This is a genomic window from Pigmentiphaga litoralis, assembly GCF_014651835.1.
GTDB lineage: Bacteria > Pseudomonadota > Gammaproteobacteria > Burkholderiales > Burkholderiaceae_B > Pigmentiphaga > Pigmentiphaga litoralis.
Genome location: NZ_BMXQ01000001.1, coordinates 2,262,025 through 2,281,389, shown reverse-complemented (window position 1 = coordinate 2,281,389; position 19,365 = coordinate 2,262,025). Strand labels below are relative to the sequence as shown.

General features: G+C 66.4%; 18 protein-coding genes. 6 read left to right on the top strand and 12 right to left on the bottom strand.

Annotation, left to right across the window (positions count from 1 at the left end; all coding sequences use genetic code 11):
* Window positions 1-11: 11 nt before the first annotated feature.
* The 10 genes from IE116_RS10295 to IE116_RS10250 all read right to left on the bottom strand — a co-directional run bounded on the left by IE116_RS10295 (window position 12) and on the right by IE116_RS10250 (window position 12,091).
* Window positions 12-1,334, bottom strand: a complete 1,323-nt coding sequence (locus tag IE116_RS10295; RefSeq protein WP_189612152.1) for a M28 family peptidase — start codon at window positions 1,332-1,334, stop codon at window positions 12-14.
* Between the two features lie 126 nt (window positions 1,335-1,460).
* The gene (locus IE116_RS10290) at window positions 1,461-2,441 is read right to left on the bottom strand and encodes a Bug family tripartite tricarboxylate transporter substrate binding protein (RefSeq protein WP_189612150.1); all 981 of its coding nucleotides are present in this window, start codon (window positions 2,439-2,441) and stop codon (window positions 1,461-1,463) included.
* A gap of 80 nt (window positions 2,442-2,521) precedes the next feature.
* Window positions 2,522-3,442, bottom strand: coding sequence for a LysR substrate-binding domain-containing protein (locus IE116_RS10285; RefSeq protein ID WP_189612148.1), 921 nt, complete (start codon window positions 3,440-3,442; stop codon window positions 2,522-2,524).
* Complete coding sequence (locus tag IE116_RS10280; RefSeq protein WP_229828088.1) at window positions 3,439-4,917, bottom strand: sensor histidine kinase; 1,479 nt, start codon at window positions 4,915-4,917, stop codon at window positions 3,439-3,441. The genes IE116_RS10285 and IE116_RS10280 overlap by 4 nt, the downstream gene beginning before the upstream one ends.
* Complete coding sequence (locus tag IE116_RS10275) at window positions 4,914-5,645, bottom strand: response regulator transcription factor (RefSeq protein WP_189612146.1); 732 nt, start codon at window positions 5,643-5,645, stop codon at window positions 4,914-4,916. The genes IE116_RS10280 and IE116_RS10275 overlap by 4 nt, the downstream gene beginning before the upstream one ends.
* A gap of 170 nt (window positions 5,646-5,815) precedes the next feature.
* A complete protein-coding gene (locus IE116_RS10270) occupies window positions 5,816-6,373 on the bottom strand; it encodes a GNAT family N-acetyltransferase (protein WP_189612143.1) in 558 nt (185 codons plus the stop codon).
* Window positions 6,374-6,457: 84 nt separating this feature from the next.
* Window positions 6,458-7,444 carry an isopenicillin N synthase family dioxygenase gene (locus tag IE116_RS10265; RefSeq protein WP_189612142.1) on the bottom strand — a complete coding sequence of 329 codons (987 nt, stop codon included), beginning with the start codon at window positions 7,442-7,444 and terminating at the stop codon, window positions 6,458-6,460.
* Window positions 7,445-7,518: 74 nt separating this feature from the next.
* Window positions 7,519-10,017 carry a branched-chain amino acid ABC transporter ATP-binding protein/permease gene (locus tag IE116_RS10260; protein WP_189612140.1) on the bottom strand — a complete coding sequence of 833 codons (2,499 nt, stop codon included), beginning with the start codon at window positions 10,015-10,017 and terminating at the stop codon, window positions 7,519-7,521.
* Complete coding sequence (locus tag IE116_RS10255; RefSeq protein ID WP_179585565.1) at window positions 10,014-10,889, bottom strand: branched-chain amino acid ABC transporter permease; 876 nt, start codon at window positions 10,887-10,889, stop codon at window positions 10,014-10,016. Before IE116_RS10255 ends, IE116_RS10260 begins: the two co-directional genes overlap by 4 nt.
* A gap of 17 nt (window positions 10,890-10,906) precedes the next feature.
* Complete coding sequence (locus IE116_RS10250; protein WP_189612131.1) at window positions 10,907-12,091, bottom strand: ABC transporter substrate-binding protein; 1,185 nt, start codon at window positions 12,089-12,091, stop codon at window positions 10,907-10,909.
* Window positions 12,092-12,298: 207 nt separating this feature from the next.
* Between IE116_RS10250 and IE116_RS10245 the strand changes: the two genes are divergently transcribed.
* From IE116_RS10245 to IE116_RS10230, 4 genes are read left to right on the top strand one after another with little or no spacing between them, the layout of a single operon-like run.
* Window positions 12,299-12,739, top strand: a complete 441-nt coding sequence (locus IE116_RS10245) for a nuclear transport factor 2 family protein (protein WP_189612129.1) — start codon at window positions 12,299-12,301, stop codon at window positions 12,737-12,739.
* Window positions 12,736-13,713 (top strand): polysaccharide deacetylase family protein, encoded by a 978-nt coding sequence (locus tag IE116_RS10240; RefSeq protein ID WP_229828087.1) that lies wholly within the window; start codon window positions 12,736-12,738, stop codon window positions 13,711-13,713. Before IE116_RS10245 ends, IE116_RS10240 begins: the two co-directional genes overlap by 4 nt.
* Window positions 13,710-15,077, top strand: coding sequence for an amidase (locus IE116_RS10235; protein WP_189612127.1), 1,368 nt, complete (start codon window positions 13,710-13,712; stop codon window positions 15,075-15,077). The genes IE116_RS10240 and IE116_RS10235 overlap by 4 nt, the downstream gene beginning before the upstream one ends.
* 4 nt (window positions 15,078-15,081) lie before the next feature.
* Window positions 15,082-15,867: a GntR family transcriptional regulator gene (locus tag IE116_RS10230; RefSeq protein ID WP_189612126.1), complete on the top strand. Its 786-nt coding sequence runs from the start codon at window positions 15,082-15,084 to the stop codon at window positions 15,865-15,867.
* Here IE116_RS10230 and IE116_RS10225 read toward each other — a convergent pair whose 3' ends face one another.
* Window positions 15,868-16,500: a glutathione S-transferase N-terminal domain-containing protein gene (locus tag IE116_RS10225; RefSeq protein WP_189612124.1), complete on the bottom strand. Its 633-nt coding sequence runs from the start codon at window positions 16,498-16,500 to the stop codon at window positions 15,868-15,870. It lies immediately after the preceding gene.
* Between the two features lie 159 nt (window positions 16,501-16,659).
* On the opposite strand from IE116_RS10225, the gene IE116_RS10220 reads away from it, so the two are divergent.
* The gene (locus IE116_RS10220; protein ID WP_189612122.1) at window positions 16,660-17,361 is read left to right on the top strand and encodes an ROK family protein; all 702 of its coding nucleotides are present in this window, start codon (window positions 16,660-16,662) and stop codon (window positions 17,359-17,361) included.
* On the opposite strand, the gene IE116_RS10215 is transcribed toward IE116_RS10220, so the two are convergent.
* Complete coding sequence (locus IE116_RS10215; RefSeq protein ID WP_189612120.1) at window positions 17,300-18,253, bottom strand: LysR substrate-binding domain-containing protein; 954 nt, start codon at window positions 18,251-18,253, stop codon at window positions 17,300-17,302. The genes IE116_RS10220 and IE116_RS10215 overlap by 62 nt on opposite strands.
* A gap of 127 nt (window positions 18,254-18,380) precedes the next feature.
* Here IE116_RS10215 and IE116_RS10210 point away from each other — a divergent pair, with 127 nt between their 5' ends.
* On the top strand, window positions 18,381-19,355 hold the full coding sequence (locus tag IE116_RS10210; RefSeq protein ID WP_189612118.1) for a Bug family tripartite tricarboxylate transporter substrate binding protein: 975 nt from the start codon (window positions 18,381-18,383) through the stop codon (window positions 19,353-19,355).
* Window positions 19,356-19,365 lie beyond the last annotated feature (10 nt).

Below are 19,365 nucleotides of genomic sequence, written 5' to 3'. Positions count from 1 at the left end.
CAGTCCGGCGCTCAGGCAGTCCGGCGCTGCATGGCATCCAGTTCCGGACCTGACATCGTCAGGCCCTGCCAGGCCATCGCGCACGTCACTTTCACGGACTGCCGCAGTTCGGCTTCCCGCACCACCGACGGCACGTCTCCGGGCGACAGAATGTTGTTGACCCGCGAGTCGGGCCGGTCGAAACCCGCCAGCAGGCGCATGGCGGGAATGCCGTGCGCCGCGAAGTTGGCATGGTCTGAGTTGGGCATCAAGGGCAGATAGGTCGCCACCGGCACGCCGGACAACGCCGCGCTGTTCGCCACGAATCCTTCCAGTTCCGGAAAGTCGCTGATCAGGGCGGTCAGGCTGTCATCGCCCGCAACCGTGTCCAGGTTGATGTCGAGCTTGAGGTGGCCCAGTTCTTCGACACTCAGGCCGCCCAGGTAACGGGCGGAGCCGGCCAGCGCCCATTCCTCGGCCGAGAAAAAGCAGATCCGCAGACCGTGGGTGCGATCCGACACGCGCGGCGCCAGCGCACGCGCCGCGGCCAGCGCCACGACGACACCGGTGGCGTTGTCGAGGGCGCTCTGGCCGAGGTCATGGCCGTCCATGTGGGCGCTGATGACGATGCGGTCATCGGTGCGGCCGGGCAGGTCCAGGATGCCAACGCCGGCCAGCGCATCGGGCAGTTCTTCGCCGTCGATGACCAGGCGCACGCGGGCCCGGCCGGCGGCGCACGCAGCGGCAATGCGCTCGCCCGCCTCGAAGTCGATGTAGGCGGCCGGAATGCCCGGGCCGCCACGCGCCCGGCCCGACGAGCCCGACAGCAAGCCCTTGTCGGGCAACGGGTTGGCGATCAGAAAGCCGATCGCACCCCGTGCAACGGCCAGGTCGTACTTGCGGCGGCGGTGCATGTGGGTAGGCGAAAACGGATATTCGTGACGCACCAGCACAATCTTGCCGCGCACCGTGTCACCGGCCCGGTCGAAGTCGTCGAGGCGGCCAATGCCGAGATCGAGCACCTCGCCCACCAGGCCGCCTTCCGGGGTGCTGAGGGAGCGGAGCAGGGGCTTGCAGGCAAGTGCCGCGCCGGAGTCGCCAGCAGCTGCGCCTGCCATCACACCCGCGGCATCACCCTGCAGCAGTTGCAGGCGCGCGTCCAGGCAACGCCAGCCGTCATACGGCACGTTCACGCGGGACACGGTGCCGCCGGTTTCGCGCAGGCGTTCCAGCGCCCAATCCATCGCGGCATCTTCCTGGCCGCTGCCGGCCAGGCGTCCGCCAAAGCCGCACAGGGTCGCGAAGTCGTTCATCAGGGCCGGGTCCTGCCCGGCGCGTGCTATCCAGTCGCTCATTGTCATCCTTTGATTGTGCAGGCGGCCCCGTGCAGCGCGGAGCCCATGGACGACTGGCCCGAGAGCGGGCCAGTGTCTGCTGCGGGCCCTGCCGGGCCACCTGTGGGGTGTTGCGGCTTGGGCCGCTTATTCGAGTTTGATGTTGGCGCGCTGGACGACGTCCTTCCAGCGGGCCAGGTCGACCTTGACCAGGTTTTCCAGCGCGCGCGGGCTGGTGTCGGCCGGGGCCGAGACGCCGACGGCGCTCATGCGCGCCTTCACGCGCGTGGCCTGCATGACCTTGGTCATGGCCTGGCTCAGGGTGTCGAGCACCTGCTTGTTGACGCCGGCCGGCGCAACCAGGCCCCACCAGCTTTCGACCGTCATGTTCGGAATGCCGGCTTCTTCGAAGGTCGGCACGTCGGGCGTGTCCTTGTGGCGCTGCGGGCTGCTGACCGCGATCGGACGCAGGCGCTTGGCCTGATACAAGGCGCTGGCGCTGGCCATGGTGGTGAAGCTGGTCTGGATCTGGCCGGCGGCCAGGTCGTTGACGGCGGCGCCCGCGCCCTTGTAGGGCACGTGCACCAGCTGGCTGCCGGTGTTGATCATGAACAGCTCGGCCATCAGGTGCGTCAGGGCGCCGTTGCCGCCGGACCCGATCGAGATGGTGCCCGGGCGCGCTTTCGCGGCCTTGACCAGTTCGGGTGCGGTCTTGACCGGAAAGGACGGATTCACGAACAGGTAGGTAGGCGCAACGCCCAGCAAGGCGATCGGCGCAAAGTCCTTTTGCACGTCGTACTTGACGCGTTCGCGGTACAGCGCGGGCACGATGGTGAAAGGCACGTCGGCAATCAGCAGGGTGTAGCCGTCGGGCGCTTCGTTGGCAACGTATCCCGTACCGATCATCGAACCGGCGCCGGCGCGGTTTTCGACTACGACCGACTGGCCCAGCACGGCGCCGAGCTCATCGCTGATGGCGCGCGCAATCACGTCGGAACTGCCGCCGGCCACGTAGGGCACGACGATCTTGATCGGGCGGTCGGGGTACGCGGCGTAAGCTGGCGCGGTGAGGGTAGCGGCGGTCAGGCCGGCGGCCAGCAGTGCGGCAAGGGTATTCCTTGGGTTCATGACGGTGCGTGCCTAAAATCGATGATGTGGGCATTGTGCGGTCCGCTACGCCGGCAGGGCCAGCGAAGATTCGGCATGCGCTATTCCTGGGTGGAATGGCCGCCGGTGTCATCCAGGCGTTCGCCCAAGTGCGTGACCCAGGTGCTGAAGGCGTCCAGGTAAGGCCCGCCCTGGCTGGGGCGGGGCACCATCAGGTGGTATCCGTAGCGACCTTCAACCGACTCGCCCAGGGGTCTGATCAGGGCGCCGCTGGCCAGCGCATCTCCCACCAGGCACAGAGGGACGACAGCCGCGCCCAGGCCGTGCAGCAGTGCCGGCAGCAGCAAGGAAAAGCCCTCGTACTCGGGCGCGCTCGGACTCGGGCCCGCCCAGGCCGGCGCGGCTTCGGTTTTCCAGTCGTCCCAGCTGTAGCCGCGTTGCGCGCGCTTGAGCAGGGTCACGCCGTCCAGGTCGGTCAGGTTGCGAAGGGGCTGGCGAGCAAGCAGGGCGGGCGATGCCACCAGCGCCATCCGCTTGCCGCACAGATACTGCGTGGCCATGCCCGATGCATAGCCGGTGTGCAACTGGATCTCGGCATCGAACCGTTCGGCCTTGTCGCGGCCCAGCATCAGGCGCGGGCGCACGTTGATGCGGATTTCCGGATGCATCTCGAAGAATTCCTGCAGCTTGGGGATCAGGCAGTACTGCGCGAACGAGGGCGACACGGCAATGTTCAGGTTGACCCGGGCGTTGGGATGCGCGACCAGCGCATCGGCCTCGTCGATCAGCCGGACCGCTGCCGTGATCTTCTCGAGGTAGAGCGCGCCGGCATAGGTCACACGCAAGCCGGTGGGCGTGCGTTTGAACAAGGCGGTGCCCAGCCGTTCTTCCAGCGCCTGAATGTGCTTGCTGACCGCGCTCTGGGTCAGGTGCAGTTCTTCGGCGGTACGGCTGAAGTTCAGATGGCGCCCCGCGGCCAGGAAGACCCGCAGCGAGGACAGGGAGTTGCGCGAACCTTTCATGCAGTCGACGGGGAAAGCGAAAAATGGAAAACCGCGCCCTTGGCGGGCACGTCGATAAGGCGGATGTCGCTGTGATGCAGTTGCAGGATACGGTGCACGATCACCAGGCCCAGGCCGCCGCCGTCGCGCCGGGCCGATGCACCCAGGCTGGACGGCCGCAGGAACAGGCTGTCGCGCGCGGCGGCCGGAATGCCCGGACCGGTATCGCTGACTTCCACATCCACGCCGGTCGGGCCCTTGCGCAACACGACCTCGATGCGCCCGCCAGCCGGGCTGTGACGGATCGCATTATCCAGCAAGTTCGTCAGTACACGTTCGATCATGCCCAGGTCCGCGTGCACGGGGGGCAGGTCGTGCGCAAAGTCGGCCACCAGATGCTGCTCTCGCGCCTCGGCGGCCAGCTCGCATTTCTGCAGCACGTCCTGCACCAGTTCGGGCAAGGAAAAGGTTTCCGGCTCGGGCTGCACGGTGCCCGATTCGAGCCGCGCCAGTTCGAACAGCTCCTGCGCCAGCCGGCCCACCTTGCGGCTCTGGCCCAGGGCAATGTCCAGATAACGCCGGCGCTCGGTCGCATCCAGGGTGTCGCCCTTCACGGCCAGGGTCTCAAGATAGCCATGCAGTGACGTCAACGGCGTGCGCAGGTCGTGCGAAATATTGGCGACCATCTCGCGGCGCTGCTGGTCCTGGCGCGTCAGCTGCCGCCACTGTTCGGCCAGCCGCTGCGCCATCTGCGCAAAGGCCTGCCGCAGGATCACGATGTCGTCGCGTTCCTTGTCGACGTCGGGCACCGGGCCGGGCGGGGCCAGAGCGGCCAGCGCCGCGCCGTCGGTGTCGAAGTGGCGCACGGTGTCGGTCAGGCTGCGCAGCGGACGGGTAATCAGACGGAACGCGATCAGGCCCGCAAACAGGATCCCGAACCCGGCGACCGCCAGCGACCACAGCGTGGTCCGCAGCACGGAACTGGCCGCGACGTCGGCGGCGAGCATGTCGTGCGCCTGTCCGAGCAGCACCACATACACGTAGCCCATGTCTTCGTCGCCCACCTTCAGCGGCGCGGCGCTGAACACCTTGCGGCCGGATGGACTGCGCGGATCGTCGCCGAACAGAGGCAGGGCATGGCCCGCCAGCAGCTGCCGGATGGGCGCAAGGTCCACGTGGTCGCGCAGGAGCCGGCGCGGTGCGCCGCTTGCCACGACGTGGCCGTCGCGGTCCAGCAGGTAGACCTCGACACTCGGATTCACCGCCATCAGCTTGTTGAACAGGTCGCGCACGGCCTGCGGCTTCCAGCCGCTGCGATCCATCAGCTCGCTGTTGCTGGCGATGTGACCCGCCAGGCCGGCCGACAGGCGTTGCACGGTTTCCTGTTCATGCTGGGTGTTGGCGCGCATCTGCAGCACGGCCGACACACTGCAGCTGATCAGCAGCAGCACCGCAAAGGCGAGCGACAACCGCTGCGACAAAGACAGTCGGATCACGGCGTGTCCCCGGGGGCGGGCACTGCGCCGCCCGCGAACTTGTAGCCGCGGCCCCAGACGGTCAGGATGCGGCGCGGCGACGACGGGTCGGTCTCGACTTTCATGCGCAGCCGGTTGATGTGGGTGTTGACCGTGTGCTCATAGCCGTCATGCTGGTAGCCCCAGACATGATTGAGCAGGTCCATGCGCGAGAACACCGTGCCCGGGTGCCGCGCAAAAAAATACAGCAGGTCGAATTCGCGCGGGGTCAGTTCGATGGCCGCGCCGTCGACCGTGGCTTCGCGCGCGAGCGGGTTGATGGACACCCCGCCGATATCCAGGTTGCCGGCGTCGATCTTCATGTTGCGCGCCATGGCGTCGGTGCGCCGCAGCAGGGCTTTGACCCGCGCCACCAGTTCCAGCATCGAAAACGGCTTGGCCAGGTAATCGTCGGCGCCGATCTCCAGCCCCAGAATGCGGTGCACTTCGCTCGACCGGGCGCTGATGATGATGATCGGCGTGTAGCGCGCCATGGCGCGGGCGCGGCGACACAGCTCCAGGCCGTCGATGCCGGGCAGCATCAGGTCCAGCACCAGGGCGTCCCAGCCGCTTTCTTCAAGCAGGCGCAGGCCGGCCGTGCCGTCGGCGGCATGCTCGACCTGATAGCCCTCGTCATGCAGGTGCATGCGCAGCAGTTCGGCAATATGGGTGTCGTCTTCAACGATCAGCACCCGCTTCTGGATGTCCATGGCGCACCGGTGGGAAAAAGGGGCGCCGCCCCGGTCAACGGCGCGGCAGTCGCCATTGTCGCCAATTACGGCGGGATCAAGATCACAAATCCTTTAACTTTGCGTGAGGACTTGATGATCCCTTCGGATCGGCAATGCGCTGATGGCCACCCAGGCCGCCTTGGGACAGGTCAGTGTTGCTGCGGGTTGAACGGTTCCGGCGGCGCTTCGGCGCCCGGCCCCAGGGGCCGCTGCATGATGACGGTATCGACCCAGCGGCCCAGCTTGAAGCCGACGGCCGGCATGGTGCCGATCATCTCGAAGCCCAGGCTGCGGTGCAGGCCCACCGACGCGGTGTTGGCGCTGTCGCCGATCACGGCCACCATCTGCCGCCACCCGCCTTGCGCGCAGCGATCGATGAGCGCGCTCAATAATGCCCTGCCGATGCCTTGGCCGCCCATGCCGTCGGCCAGGTAGACCGAGTCTTCGATGGTGTTGCGATAGGCCGGCCGCGCGCGATAGGTGTTCGCGTAGCAGTAGCCCACGACATCGCCGTCCCGTTCCGCGACCAGGTAGGGCAGGCCCAGGGCGCGTACGGTGTCCAGGCGGCGGCTCAGTTCATCGATCGACGGCGGGGTCTCTTCAAAGGTCGCCAGGTTGGTCAGGACGTAGGGCCGGTAGATGGCTTCGATAGCGGCAAGATCAAGCTCGGTCGCGTCGCGGACGAGGAGGGAAGGGGCTGGGGTCATGCGGGCGCTCTGAACGGAACTGGTGGAAACCGTCAACGATATACCAAGCGGGCCGGCGATGTGCCCGGCCCGGGGGGCAGGCCGTCAGGCGTTCTGGGTCGCCACGAACAGCGTGCGCAGATGCTCGCCCGACGTGGTGGCCGGGTACTTGGGCGCGTCCCCCGTGCAGGTCGGGATGCAGCGGATCTCGGCGTCGTAGTTAGGGTTGTGGAAAAACACCACCGACAGCCGCCGGCTGGCCGCGCCCGCGTCGGCCGGCGGGTTGACGACGCGATGCAGGGTCGAGACCCAGGCGTCGTTGGTCCAGCGCGCCATCAGGTCACCGATGTTGATAATGAAGCAATCGGGCACGATGGGCACATCGACCCATTCACCCGCGGCATTGAACACCTGCAGGCCGCCGGGTTTGTCCTCGGTCGCCAGGATGGTCAGGCTGCCGTAGTCGGAATGCGCCCCTGCGCGGATCTGGCCTGGCACGGGGGTCTCGGACTGCGCAGGGTAGTTGCGCACACGCAGCCGGCTGATGTGCTTGTCGACCGACGCGTCGAAGTGGTGTTCATCCAGCCCGAGGCCCAGCGCAAAGATGCGCATCAACTGGGTCGCAAGCTGGCCCATCTCGCGGTAGTAGGTGCTGAAGGTGTCACGCAGGTCCGCTGGCGCATCGGGCCACAGATTGGGCGCGAAATGCTTGCCGGCGGCAGGGGCGCTGGCGTAGGCCGGGTCCACGGCGTCGACCGGGCCGATCATCAGGCTTTCGTTCAGGTCGCCGGCCGTCGCGTTCGCATCCCGTGAACGTCCGACCGATTCCTGTTCGATGCCGATGTAGCCGCGGGTCACGTCTTTGGCGGGCTGCGCGACCTTCTGTTTCTCGGCCATGGGCAGATCAAAGAAGGCGTTCGACACGGCGCGCATCCGGGCCAGCAGCTCGGGCGCAACGCCATGGCCCGATATGATCAGGAAGCCGATGTCGCGACAGGCGCGGTCCACCTCGGCAGCAACGGCGCGCCTGGCGCTGTCGTCGCCTTTCAAAAAGGGGTGGATGTCGATGATGGGAACGTGGAGCAAGGGCATGACGCCTCCGATCGAAAAAAGGGGGAAGTGCCGCGCGGGGCACTTCCCCGCGATCGGCACCGCAGGGCAGGGGTTCAGTGGCCGCCCAGATACGCCTTGGCCAGCTCGTCGTTCGCGGCAATCTCGGCGGCAGTACCTTGCGCCACCACCCGTCCGCCTTCGATGACGTAGGCGCGGTCGGCCAACGCCAGGGCCAGCGCCGCCATCTGGTCCACCAGCAAGATCGTCATGTTCTCTTGCCGCAGCTGGTCCAGGGCGGCAAAGAGTTCAGCGATGACCTTGGGCGCCAGGCCCAACGACGGTTCATCGAGCAGCAGGATGCGGGGCTTGGCCATCAACCCGCGCGCCACGGCCAGCATCTGCTGCTCTCCGCCTGACAGCAAGCCGGCGCGCTGATGCAGCCGCTCGCGCAGGCGCGGAAATCGCGTCAGCATGTCTTCGACGCGCGCATCGATGTTCTCGGGATGCAGGAAGGCGCCCAGCCGGATGTTGTCCAGGACCGTCAGTTCACTGAAGACCTGCCGGCCTTCGGGCACCAGCACCAGGCCCAGCCCCACCACCGCTTCGGCAGGCTTGTGTTCCAGGCTGCTGCCATCCAGATGCAGGCCGCCCGACACGGAACGATGCAGGCCCGACAGCGTGCGCATCAACGTCGATTTGCCGGCGCCGTTGGCTCCCAGCAGCGCGACCATTTCGCCGCGTTTGACCTGCAGACTGATGCCGTGCAGCACCGGTTCCGCGCCGTAGCCCGCCACCAGGTCGTCCACGCCCAGCAGGGTGGGGCCGACCAATGCATCGCGTGCCTTGGGGGCCTGATCGGATGCAACCAGCGATTCACCCAGGTAGGCCTGGCGCACGGCCGGGTCCTGCTGGATCTGGGCCGGGGTGCCGACCGCCAGCCGCTGGCCCGCATCGAGCACCACGATCTGATCCGAGATGGCCATGACCAGCGCCATGTCGTGTTCGACGACCACCACGCCCAGGCCCGCGCCGGCGATCTGGCGGAGCAGCGCGGCCAGGCGTTCCTTGTCTTCGCGCGACAGGCCGGCAGCCGGTTCATCGAGCAGCAGCACGTCGGGATCAGTGGCCAGCGCACGGGCGATTTCGACCAGTCGGCGATCCACGTGCGCCAGGTCCGCAGCGGGTGTATCGAGCGAACCGCGATAGCCGCAGTAGTCCAGCAACTGGCGGCTGCGCGCCCGCACGAAGGGGGACGCGAAGCGCCTGGCGCCCAGCAATCCGCCCAACACGCCGCGGTTCAATGCCAGGGCGACGTTGTCTTCCACGCTCAGGCTGCCGAACGGTTGCGAGGTCTGGTAGGTACGGGCGACGCCATGCCGCGCGATACGGAAGGCGGCCGTGGCCTGCAGGCTGCGCTCGCCCAGCGCAAAGCCGCCGGCTGTTGGCCGATAGAAGCCGCTGAGCATGTTCAACGCCGTCGTCTTGCCCGCGCCGTTCGGCCCGATCAGGCTGGTGACCGCGCCGGACGGCACGTCAAAGCTCAGTCCACTGACGGCCCGCACGCCGCCAAAGGTCATCCCCAGTTCCCTGGCATGCAGCACGCCGCGGGCACGCGCTGCAATTGGCGATGCGGGAGCAGGCACCGTGCCGGATGGCGCGCCGCGCGGTCCGGCCGACGGTTCGGCACGAACCTTGGCGGCCAGCTTGCGCAGCAGGCCCATCACGCCTTCAGGCGCGATCCACAACACGAGCAGCAGCAGGCCGCCAAAGAACAACAGACGATAGTCTTCCAGGCTCGACAGCACTTCGGGCAGCACGCCGACGATGGCCGCGCCAATGACCGGTCCGGCGATCGACCCGGCGCCACCGATGATCACCACCAGCACGAACAGGATCGATTGCATGAAGCTGAACGTGTCGGGCGTCACGAAGCCGGACAATGGCGCGAACAGTCCGCCCGCCAGACCCGCCAGCAGCGCCGACACCGCAAACGCCACCGTCTTGACCACCAGCGGACTCAGGCCGATGGACTCGGCCGCGATCTCGCTGTCTTTGACGGCGCGCATGGCGGCGCCCCAGGTGCCGCGCGACAGCAGCGCATAGGCGCCCAGCAAAACGAGTGTCGACACGATGGCAAGAATCGCGACGCCCTGTTCGGTGCCGACGACACCACCAAACGACGGCGCGCCGATGTTCATGATGCCGTTCTGGCCCCCCGTCAGGCTGCGCATCTCGACCGCGCTGTGCTGCACGATGAAGCTGAACGCAATGGTGATCATGGCCAGGTACGGCCCTTTCACACGCAAGGCAGGCAAGGCCAGCAGGGCGCCGAGCAGCCCGGCAATCAAGGCGCCGACTGGCCAGGCGGCCCAGAAGCTCCAGCCGGCCTGGCTCGTCAGGATTGCGACCGCATACGCGCCGATCGCATAGAAGCCGATGTGGCCGAACGAGACCTGGCCGGTCAGGCCCAGCAGCACATTGAGCCCGATGCCGACGATGGCAATGAGGGCGACGTTGGCCAGGACAAAGACGTAGTAGCTGTTGACGGTAAGCGCCAACGCAATCGCGCCCGCCGCGACCAGCAGCGCAAAGGGGATGGACAGGCGGTTCATACTTTCTTGACCTCGGCGCGGCCGAACAGGCCGGTGGGGCGGACGGCCAGCACCACGATGACCAGCGCGAACGTGATGATCTGCGTGTAGCCGGAGCCGAGCGTGACGGTGATCAGCGCTTCGACCAGGCCGAACAGCAGCCCCGCGAACATGACGCCCCAGGCACTGGTGATGCCGCCCAGGATGGCGACGGCGAACGCCTTCAGGCCGAACAGCGTGCCCATGTCGGAGTTCACGTTGAACAGCGGCGCGATCAGCACGCCGGCCACACCGGCGAACAGGGTGGACAGCGCAAACGCGATGGCGATGGCGCGGGTGATCGGAATGCCCATGAGGCGGGCGGCGTCCCGATTCTGGACCACGGCCAGCATGGCCGTGCCCCAGCGCGTGCGCCGCGCGATAAAGTGCAGGGCCGCGGCGAGCGCAAGGCCCAGCACCGGAATCAGCAACTGCAAGGGATAGACCCCGAGGTTGACACCGCCGATTTCCAGGGGTGATCCGACCAGGGGCGAAGGCAGGCTGCGCGGTTCCTTGCCAAAGGTGTGCATGACGAGGTTGTCGAGGACGATGCCCAGCGCCACCGTCGACATGAGCCAGGCATTGGAGCCGCGCGCGGTAAAGGGCCGCACGGCAATGAACTCGACCAGCAGTCCATACACCGCGCACAGCAGCAGCGCCGCCATGATGGCCATCGGCATGGGCCAGCCCAGCGTCTGGGCGAAGCAGAAGCACAGCACCGCGCCGAGCATCATCGAACTGCCCTGCGCGAAATTGACCGTGCCCGAAACGGCGTAGGTGATGTAGAAGCCGAGGGCCATCAGGCCATACATGCTTCCCAGGCCCAGCCCGCTGATAAGTGCCGATAGCAGCATGACGTCTCCGCGCCGCGTCAGTTGGCCATGCCGACTGGCAGGATACGGTTGTCGATGAACTGCGCCCACACGTAGTCTTTTTCGGTCAGTGCGTCGTGCTGCGTGGCCGAGAAGGGCTGCTTGTACGATTTGATCAGGCCGTCGTAGCTGGCGATCTTGTAGTAACCCTGGCGAATGGCGTCGCCGTCGGTGGAATTGGCCTGCGCGATCGCCAGCCCGGTCAGGTGCATGGCGTCATAGGCGTTGGCCACGCCAACCGCCGGGCTGATGTCGTTCGGGCCCTTGATGTCGGGATACTTGGCCTTCAGTGCACTGATGACCCGTTCACCGGTGGGAGACTGCTTGCCAAAGAAGCTGTAGGTCTGCACGAAGTGGACGATCTTGCCGTTGGGGCCTGCCAGCTCGGTGAAGCGGCCACCGGCCGGACCCCAGTGCGACACCACCGGTACCTTCCAGCCCATGCGGTCGAGCGACTTGACCATCTGGGCCGACGGGCCGACGTTGCCGACCAGGAACAGGGTGTCGGCGCCGGCAGCCTTCAGGCGCGTGAGCTGGGGCACCAGATCCACATCGCTGCCTTCGAATTTTTCGCTGCCGACCGGCTTCATGCCCTTGGCGGCCAGCGCGGCGATCAGGCCCTTTTCGTTCGATTCACCCCACGGGTTGTTGATCATGACCAGGCCGAACTTCGACGTCTTGAATGTCTTCTGTGCGTAGTCGACCATGCCCTTGTCCACGGTTTCGTCCACGGCCGACACGCGGAACGCGTAGTTCGGGTTCCCGCCGTTTTGCGTGATCGCGGTACCTGCGGCCCACGGTCCCATGAACGGGACCTTGCTCTGGTTCGCAAGCGGCACGATGGCCATCGACACCGGCGTATCCAGCCCGCCGAAGATGACCGCCACCTTTTCCTTGAAGATCAATTCGCGCGCAGCCACCACGCCCTTGGCGGGGTTGCCTTCGTCGTCGCGGCGCACCAGTGTCAGCTTGCGGCCGCCCAGCAATCCGCCCTTGGCGTTGATCTCGTCGATCGCGACCTGCATGCCGCGCGTGAGCGCTTCGCCGGCCAGGGCCGATTGACCCGACAGGGCGGTGACCAGGCCGATCTTGATCGGGTCGGCGGCAAACGCGCCGGAGGAGGCGCCGATGCCGACCAGGGCGACGGCAACGGAAAGCAGGGTGCGGCGCGAAAGCTGAGTCATGGTGATTCCTCGAAGAGGTGAGTGGGATGTGCGGGAAGTGCTGGCATGCCTTATGCAAGGGCTGTGCCAAGTCCGGCGCGCGGCGGTCTGCCCGCCCCGTCGAAAAGCCATTTTTTGCCAGCAAGAATTCAATTTTTTTGCCGACAATCCAATAAACTGATCCGCACCAATAAATGCACGGTTACGGTGCGGAAATAGGAGAAAAGCATGCATGGCGCACCATCATCGATACCCCACGCAGCGGGACCGGGCGCTGACCCGGCGGCCATCGTCGACGCCTACCTGACCATCCTGATGAAGCCGGACCCCGACGGCGCGCGTCAATTCGTGTCGCCGGACCTCGCGATCCGGTTCACGGGCGGCCGCGCGATGCGCGATCCCGCCGAATGCGCGGCCTTCAACGCCAGCCGCTACAAGTGGGTCAAGAAACGCTTCGAGGCGACCGAGGTCGTGGCGGGCGCAAGCGATGCGCACGCGGTGGTCTATAACCGCGGCACGCTGTATGGCGAGTGGCTGGATGGCACGCCGTTCGAGGGCAACCGGTATGTGGACCGCTATGTGATCCAGGACGGCCTGATCGTGCAGATGGACGTGTGGAACGACAGCGCCGAATGGCTGCTGGTGCGCGCGGGGCTGGCGGCGCTATGACAGCATCGAACGCTTTTCCGAACGGAGCTTCAACCCAGCGTGCGCCGGCGCATGGCCCGCTGGCCGTGCATGACCGCTTCGACTACTCGCCGATTCATCAGCGTGCTGACTACCGGTGGCCCAATGGCGCGCGGCTGGCGGTGTATCTGGGCTTCAACATCGAGCACTTTGCGTTTGGTGAAGGCATGGGCGCGCGGATCGGTCCGGCCTTGGGCGAACCCGATGTGCTCAATTATTCGTGGCGCGAATACGGCAACCGGGTGGGGGTCTGGCGGTGCCTGGAACTGTTCGACGACCTGGCGCTGCCCGCAGGCGTGATCGCCAACACCGCCATTTTCGACCACTGCCCCGACGTGATCGCCGCCTGCGTGGCGCGGGGGGACGAACTGATCGGACATGGTCACACCAATTCCGTCCACCAGGGTGCGATGGCCGAGGCCGACGAGCGAGCCTTGCTGCAGCACTGCCGCGATCGCATCGCTGCCAGCGGTGCCGGCGCGCCGGCCGGTTGGCTCTCACCCTGGATTGCAGAATCTGCCCTGACGCCGGACCTGCTGGCCGAGACCGGCTATCGCTACACCCTGAACTGGTGCCATGACGATCAGCCGACCCGCATGCGCACGCGTGGCGGGCAGCCGCTATGGGCCATACCCTATCCGCAGGAACTGAATGACATCCCGATGATCATCGCGCGCCAGATGGACGCCAAGGATTTCGCAGGCATGATCGTCGACAACTTCGACGAGATGCTGCATCAGTCGCGTCGCGAATCGCTGGTGATGGGCATTGCCTTGCATCCTTATCTGGTTGGCCAGCCCTATCGGCTGCGGCACCTGCGTCGCGCGCTCGAGCATCTTGCCCTGGCCCGCGATCGCGGCGACATCTGGTTCACGACACCGGGCGCCATCTGCGACCACGTGGATACGGTGCTGCCTTCTTCCCCTGAATCCGCAACGAACGGAGCACGCGCATGACCGACGACTTTCCTGTCCACGACACCGTGGGCGCCTGGGTGCCGCATGGCCGCTTCGTGATCGGCGGCGCGGCGCACGGCCCCTTGGCCGGCCTGCGCTTTGCGGCCAAAGACCTGTACGACGTCGCCGGCCATGTCACCGGCGCGGGCAACCCGACGTGGCTTGCCACGCACGAGGCCGCGACCGACACCAGCCCGGTCGTGCAGACGCTGCTGGACGCCGGCGCGACCCTGGTCGGCAAGACCTTGACCGACGAACTGGCCTACAGCATTGCCGGCGACAACGCGCACTACGGAACGCCCATCAACGCCCGCGCGCCCGATCGCGTGCCGGGCGGATCGTCGAGCGGGTCTGCCGCTGCCGTGGCCGCGGGCCTGGTGGATATGGCGCTAGGCACCGACACCGGCGGGTCGACGCGTGTGCCGGCCAGCTATTGCGGACTTTGGGGGCTGCGCACGTCGCAGGGCGCCTTGCCGTCGGCAGGTCTGGTGCCGATGGCGCCGCAGTTCGATACTGCAACCTGGCTCGCGGCGCGCGCCAGCATCTTCGAGCGCGTGGCCGATGTGTTGATGCCTGCCGCGCCCCTGGCCTTTCACCGGGTGCTGCGGCTGGCGGATGCGTGCGATGAGGCAGATGCGGTGTTTGCAAAACCCATCGCCCGGGTGACCGACGCCTTGGCGGCGATGCTGGCGCAAACGGGTGCGGCTGTGCATGTAGAGGACGTGCGGGTCGCGGACGGGCAGGGCAGCCATCGTGAGGCCGCTTCGGGTGTGGGAGACCCCGGGGCAGACCTGGCCGCCGGTGGCCTGGAGTCCTGGCGCATGACTTATGTGACGGCATCGGCGTTCGATGCATGGCAGGCGCAAGGCGCGTGGATCACCTCGGCCCAGCCCGTGTTTGGGGACGCGATTGCGTCGCGATGGAAGTTCGCGAGCACGGTCACGTCCACCGCCGCCGACGCCGCGTTTGCGCGCAAGGCTGCGATCGTGGACCGCATGAACGCGTTGCTGGGTGACGATGGCATCGCGGTGCTGCCGTCGGCGTCCAGCGAGGCGGTGGCGCGTGACGCCGCGCCCGATGTCGTCGATACCGTGCGCACGCGCACCTTCCGCATCACCTGCATCGCGGGATTGTCGGGCCTGCCGCAGGTGAACCTGCCCTTCATCGGCGAAGGCGGCTTGCCGGTCGGCGTGTCCTTGATGGGGCCGAAGGGCAGCGACCTGGCGCTGATCCGTATTGCGGTCCGCCTGGGACGGCAACTGGGATGCCTGGGCACCGGCGCGAGCGACGATGCGGAGCCGTCCGGGATGGTTGCGGATGTCAACCTGTCGTCAGGCGCCGGCCCGGCCGCGGTGGCAAAATAAGCGGATGTCTTCTCTTCCTTCCGCTTCCCGGCCGCGCGGCCGTCCCAAGGTGCGTCCGAAAGTCGGACCCGCCTCGCTGGCCGTCAATGACGAGTCCCTGGGAATCGACACCGCCGACACGGGCGATGCGATCGAAACCCGCATCTATCAGGCGGTGGTGGACAGTGTCATGAGCCAGCGCCTGACCCCCGGCACCAAGCTGCCCGAGGCCGCGCTGTGCGAACTGTTCGGGGTGGGCCGCACGCTGGTGCAGAAGGTCCTGCAGAAGCTGGCCCACGATCACATCGTCGAGCTGCGGCCCAATCGCGGCGCCATCGTGGCGATGCCGTCCCGCGAAGAAGTGGGCAAGCTCTTCGAAGCCCGCCGCGCGCTCGAAGCCGCCATCATGCCGCTGGTGGTCGAGCACGCGACCAAGGCCGACCTGACTGCGCTGCGCCGGCAGCTGAAAGAAGAACACCACGCCATGCACCGCTACAAGCAGACCGAATGGGCGCGGCTGGCCAGCAGCTTTCATTTGCGCCTGGCCGAACTGTCGCGCAACACGATCCTGCAGCGGTATCTGGGGGAACTGGTATCGCGGTGTTCCCTCGTGGTGGCCCTGTTCGAGCCACCGGGCAACGCGTCGTGCGAGCATGACGAACACCAGGCGGTGGTCGACTGCATTGCCGCGCGCGACGCCGAAGGCGCCGTCCGCGCCATGGAAGCGCACCTGCTGGTGCTGGAAAACCGCATCAACCTGATCGCGGAAAAGCCAGGCAAGAGCCTGGCGCACATGCTGGGGATGGAGTGATCAGCCGGGGATCTTCATCCCGCGCTGCACGGCAGGCCGGTCACCCAGCGTTTCGAGCCAGCGGTGCAGCGCTTCCTTGCTGTCCAGCCGCTCGCCCAGCACCTGCCCCAGAAAGGTCGTGGCCGCCACGGTCCAGGCATAGCACGAGATGTCGGCGATCGAATACTCGTCACCTGCCAGATAGGGGTGGCGCTGCAGCTGCCTGTCCATGACGGTCAGCAGGCGGTCGGATTCTTCGGTGAAGCGTTCAATTGCCGCCGGTGTCTTTTCTTCGGCGCGCACACCGAAGTAGCCAAGCTGGCCCAGCATGGGGCCGAGTCCGCCGATCTGCCAGTGCAACCATTCGAGCACCTTGTAGCGGCCCGGGCCCGACTCTGGCAGGAACTGGCCGCTTTTTTCCGCCAGATAGGTCAGGATCGCGCCGCTTTCGAAAATCGACAGGGGGCCGCCCTCGGCGTCGTGGTCGACGATGGCCGGGATCTTGTTATTGGGCGCGATGGCCAGGAATTCGTCAGTGAACTGTTCATTCTTGCCGATGTTGACGGGCTTGACCTCGTACTTCCAGCCCAGCTCTTCGAGCATGATGGAAGGCTTGCGGCCATTGGGGGTGGTCCAGGTGTAGAGCGTGATCACGGGCAGGACTCCTGTTAAAGATGTTGGAACCACTGTAGCGCGTCGCGCCGCCGCGGCGCACCGCCGTCGATTCCCCAGACGGGTTTTACAGCTCGTTGCGGTCGTCAACCGGTCTGCATGTCACACTGCCGGCTCAACCACAGGCAGGCAGGAGACACGATGAAGCCCGGAATTTTGGCGATCGACATTGGCGGCAGCGGCATCAAGGCCGACGTGATCGACGAGGACGGCGTCATGCAGACCGGGCGCGTGCGGATCGACACCCCCAAGCCCGCCAAGCCCGACGTGGTGGTCGATGCCATCGTCAAGCTGGTCAAGGACCTGCCACCGTACAACCGCATCTCCATCGGCTTTCCTGGCGTGGTGCGAGACGGCAAGGTGCTGACGGCCGCCAATCTGGGCAGGGACATCTGGTATGGCTTTGCGCTGGCCGACACGCTGTCGGAACGGCTGGGGGGCCATCCGGCGCGGCTGCTCAATGATGCCGACATGCAAGGCTTCGGGCTGATCGAAGGCAAGGGCGTCGAACTGGTCATCACCTTGGGAACCGGCTTTGGCAGCGCACTGTTCCGCGATGGCGAGCTGATGCCGCACATGGAACTCGGGCATCACCCGATCCACAAGGACCGCACCTACGATCAGTACGTTGGCAACGCCGAATTCAAGCGCATCGGCAAGCGCCGCTGGAATTCGCGCATCGCGCGGGTGCTGCCCATCCTGCATACCCTGCTGCATGCCGATCGCATCCACATCGGGGGCGGCAATGCGCGCGAATTGACGATCAAGTTGCCCGACAACGTCAAGGTGGGTTCGAACGATGCGGGGATTCGTGGCGGCGCGGCGCTGTGGCGCGCTGCCTGACGATGTCCATGAAGGCCTGCACCGCCGGGCCGGGCGGCGTGGCCCCCATGGTGGACAGCCCGACCGATGCGGTGGTGCCGCGCGTATCGATGGGCAGCACCACGGCCTGACCGCTTGCAACCTCATTGGCCACGATGCCTTCGGGGCTGAACCAGACGGCATGGCTTTCGCGCATCAACGCGCTGGCCACGCTCGATGACAAGGTTTCGGTGCATCGAGCCGACGGCGCAATGCCGTTGCTGGTAAAGAACGTGTCGGCAGCCGCACGGATGAACGTGCCTGGCGTTGGCAACACCATCGGGTAGTCGGCCAGGTCGGCGGGTGCGACAGCGGTGTGGGCGGCCAGGGGATGCCCCGCCCGCACCACCAGCACCATCGGTTCCGAATACAGATGCTCGAACGCGATGCCGACCATCTGACTCGGCTCGGCAATGCGGCCCAGCACAAGATCCAGTTCCCCCAATCGAAGGCGCATCAGCAATTCCGGGTTGGCCCCATTGTGGGCAGTGACCAGGATGTCGGGGTAGCGTGCCTGCAGGTCGACGATCGACAGGGGCACAAGGGCGGTCTCGGCGGTGGGCAGCACCCCGATACGCAAGTGCTCCGGGGCCTTCGCTCCCGAACCCAGCTGATCGAACCCGTCCTGCAGCATGCCCATGGCCTGCGCCGCATGGCGCAACAGGGTATGACCCGCGGCGGTCAGCTCCAGCCCTTTGCGATAGCGCAGGAACAGGATCTCGCCGGTAATGTCTTCCAGTTCCGACAGCGACTTGGAGACGGCAGAGGGCGTCAGCGCCAGGGCATCGGCTGCCTTCAGCACGCTGCGATGGCTTGCCAGGGCGATCAGGCATTGCAAGTGGCGCAGCCGCAGGCGGGGGTCGAAGAACCGCAAGAGATTTCCTATTGCTCAATTGTCTGGCGTAACCGTCAACCTGCTGCCGGGCGCCTGCCGATATGATCGACGCACAGTGAGGCAGGTACTCGACCTGCAAGTCACGCTTATCGGAGGAGAGTTTGCCATGCTTCATCACCCGTCGCGATTCCTGGCCGCCACGTCGGTCGCCCTGGCCTGCACCTTGGGCGCAAGCGCGCCGGCGCAGGCCGAGTATCCCGACAAGCCCGTCAAGTTCGTCGTCAACTTCACGGCAGGGGGTCCGCTCGACATCATGGCGCGGGTGCTTGGCGAAAAACTGTCGGCCCAGTTCAAGCAGCCTTTCGTCGTCGAAAACAAGACCGGCAGCGGCGGCAACATTGGCGCCGCGTCGGTGGCCAACGCCGCGCCTGACGGCTACACGTTGCTGGTTGGCCTGGACTCGACCTTTACCGTGAATCCGGGGCTGTACCCCAACCTGGGTTTCAAGCTGGATCAGCTCAAGCCTGTCACATTGTTCGGATCTTCGAACATGCTGATTGCGGTCAGCCCCAAGCTCCAGGTGAGCACGCTCAAGGATCTGGTGGCCAAGGGGCGCACCGATCCGGTCAGCTTCAGTTCCGCCGGCAACGGTTCGCCCGGTCACCTGAGCGGGACCATGCTGTCACAGGCGACCGGTCTGAAGATCACGCATGTGCCCTATCGCGGCAATGCGCCGGCCGTGCTGGCGCTGGTGTCGGGCGAGGTGCAGGCCGCGGCGCTGGCCGCATCGGGCCTGATCCAGCAGGTACAGGCTGGCACGGTCACGGCCCTGGCCGTGACCGGGCGCGCGCGTTCCCCCCTGTTGCCGAACGTGCCGACCACGGCCGAGCTGGGTTATGCCGACGTGCGGCAGGACGTGATCTATACCGTAATGGCGCCCAGCGGGACGCCGCAGGCCATCATCGATAAACTCGAAGGCGCGATCACCACCGCGCTTGCCGCGCCCGATGTGCAGGAGCGGCTGCGCGCCATGGACATCAGCCCCATGAACCTGCGAGGTGACGCGGCCACGCGCGAGCTGTCGGCCACGCGCGACCGGTATCTCAAGATCATCAAGTCCAGCGGCATGTCGGTGGACTGAGCGGAACAGC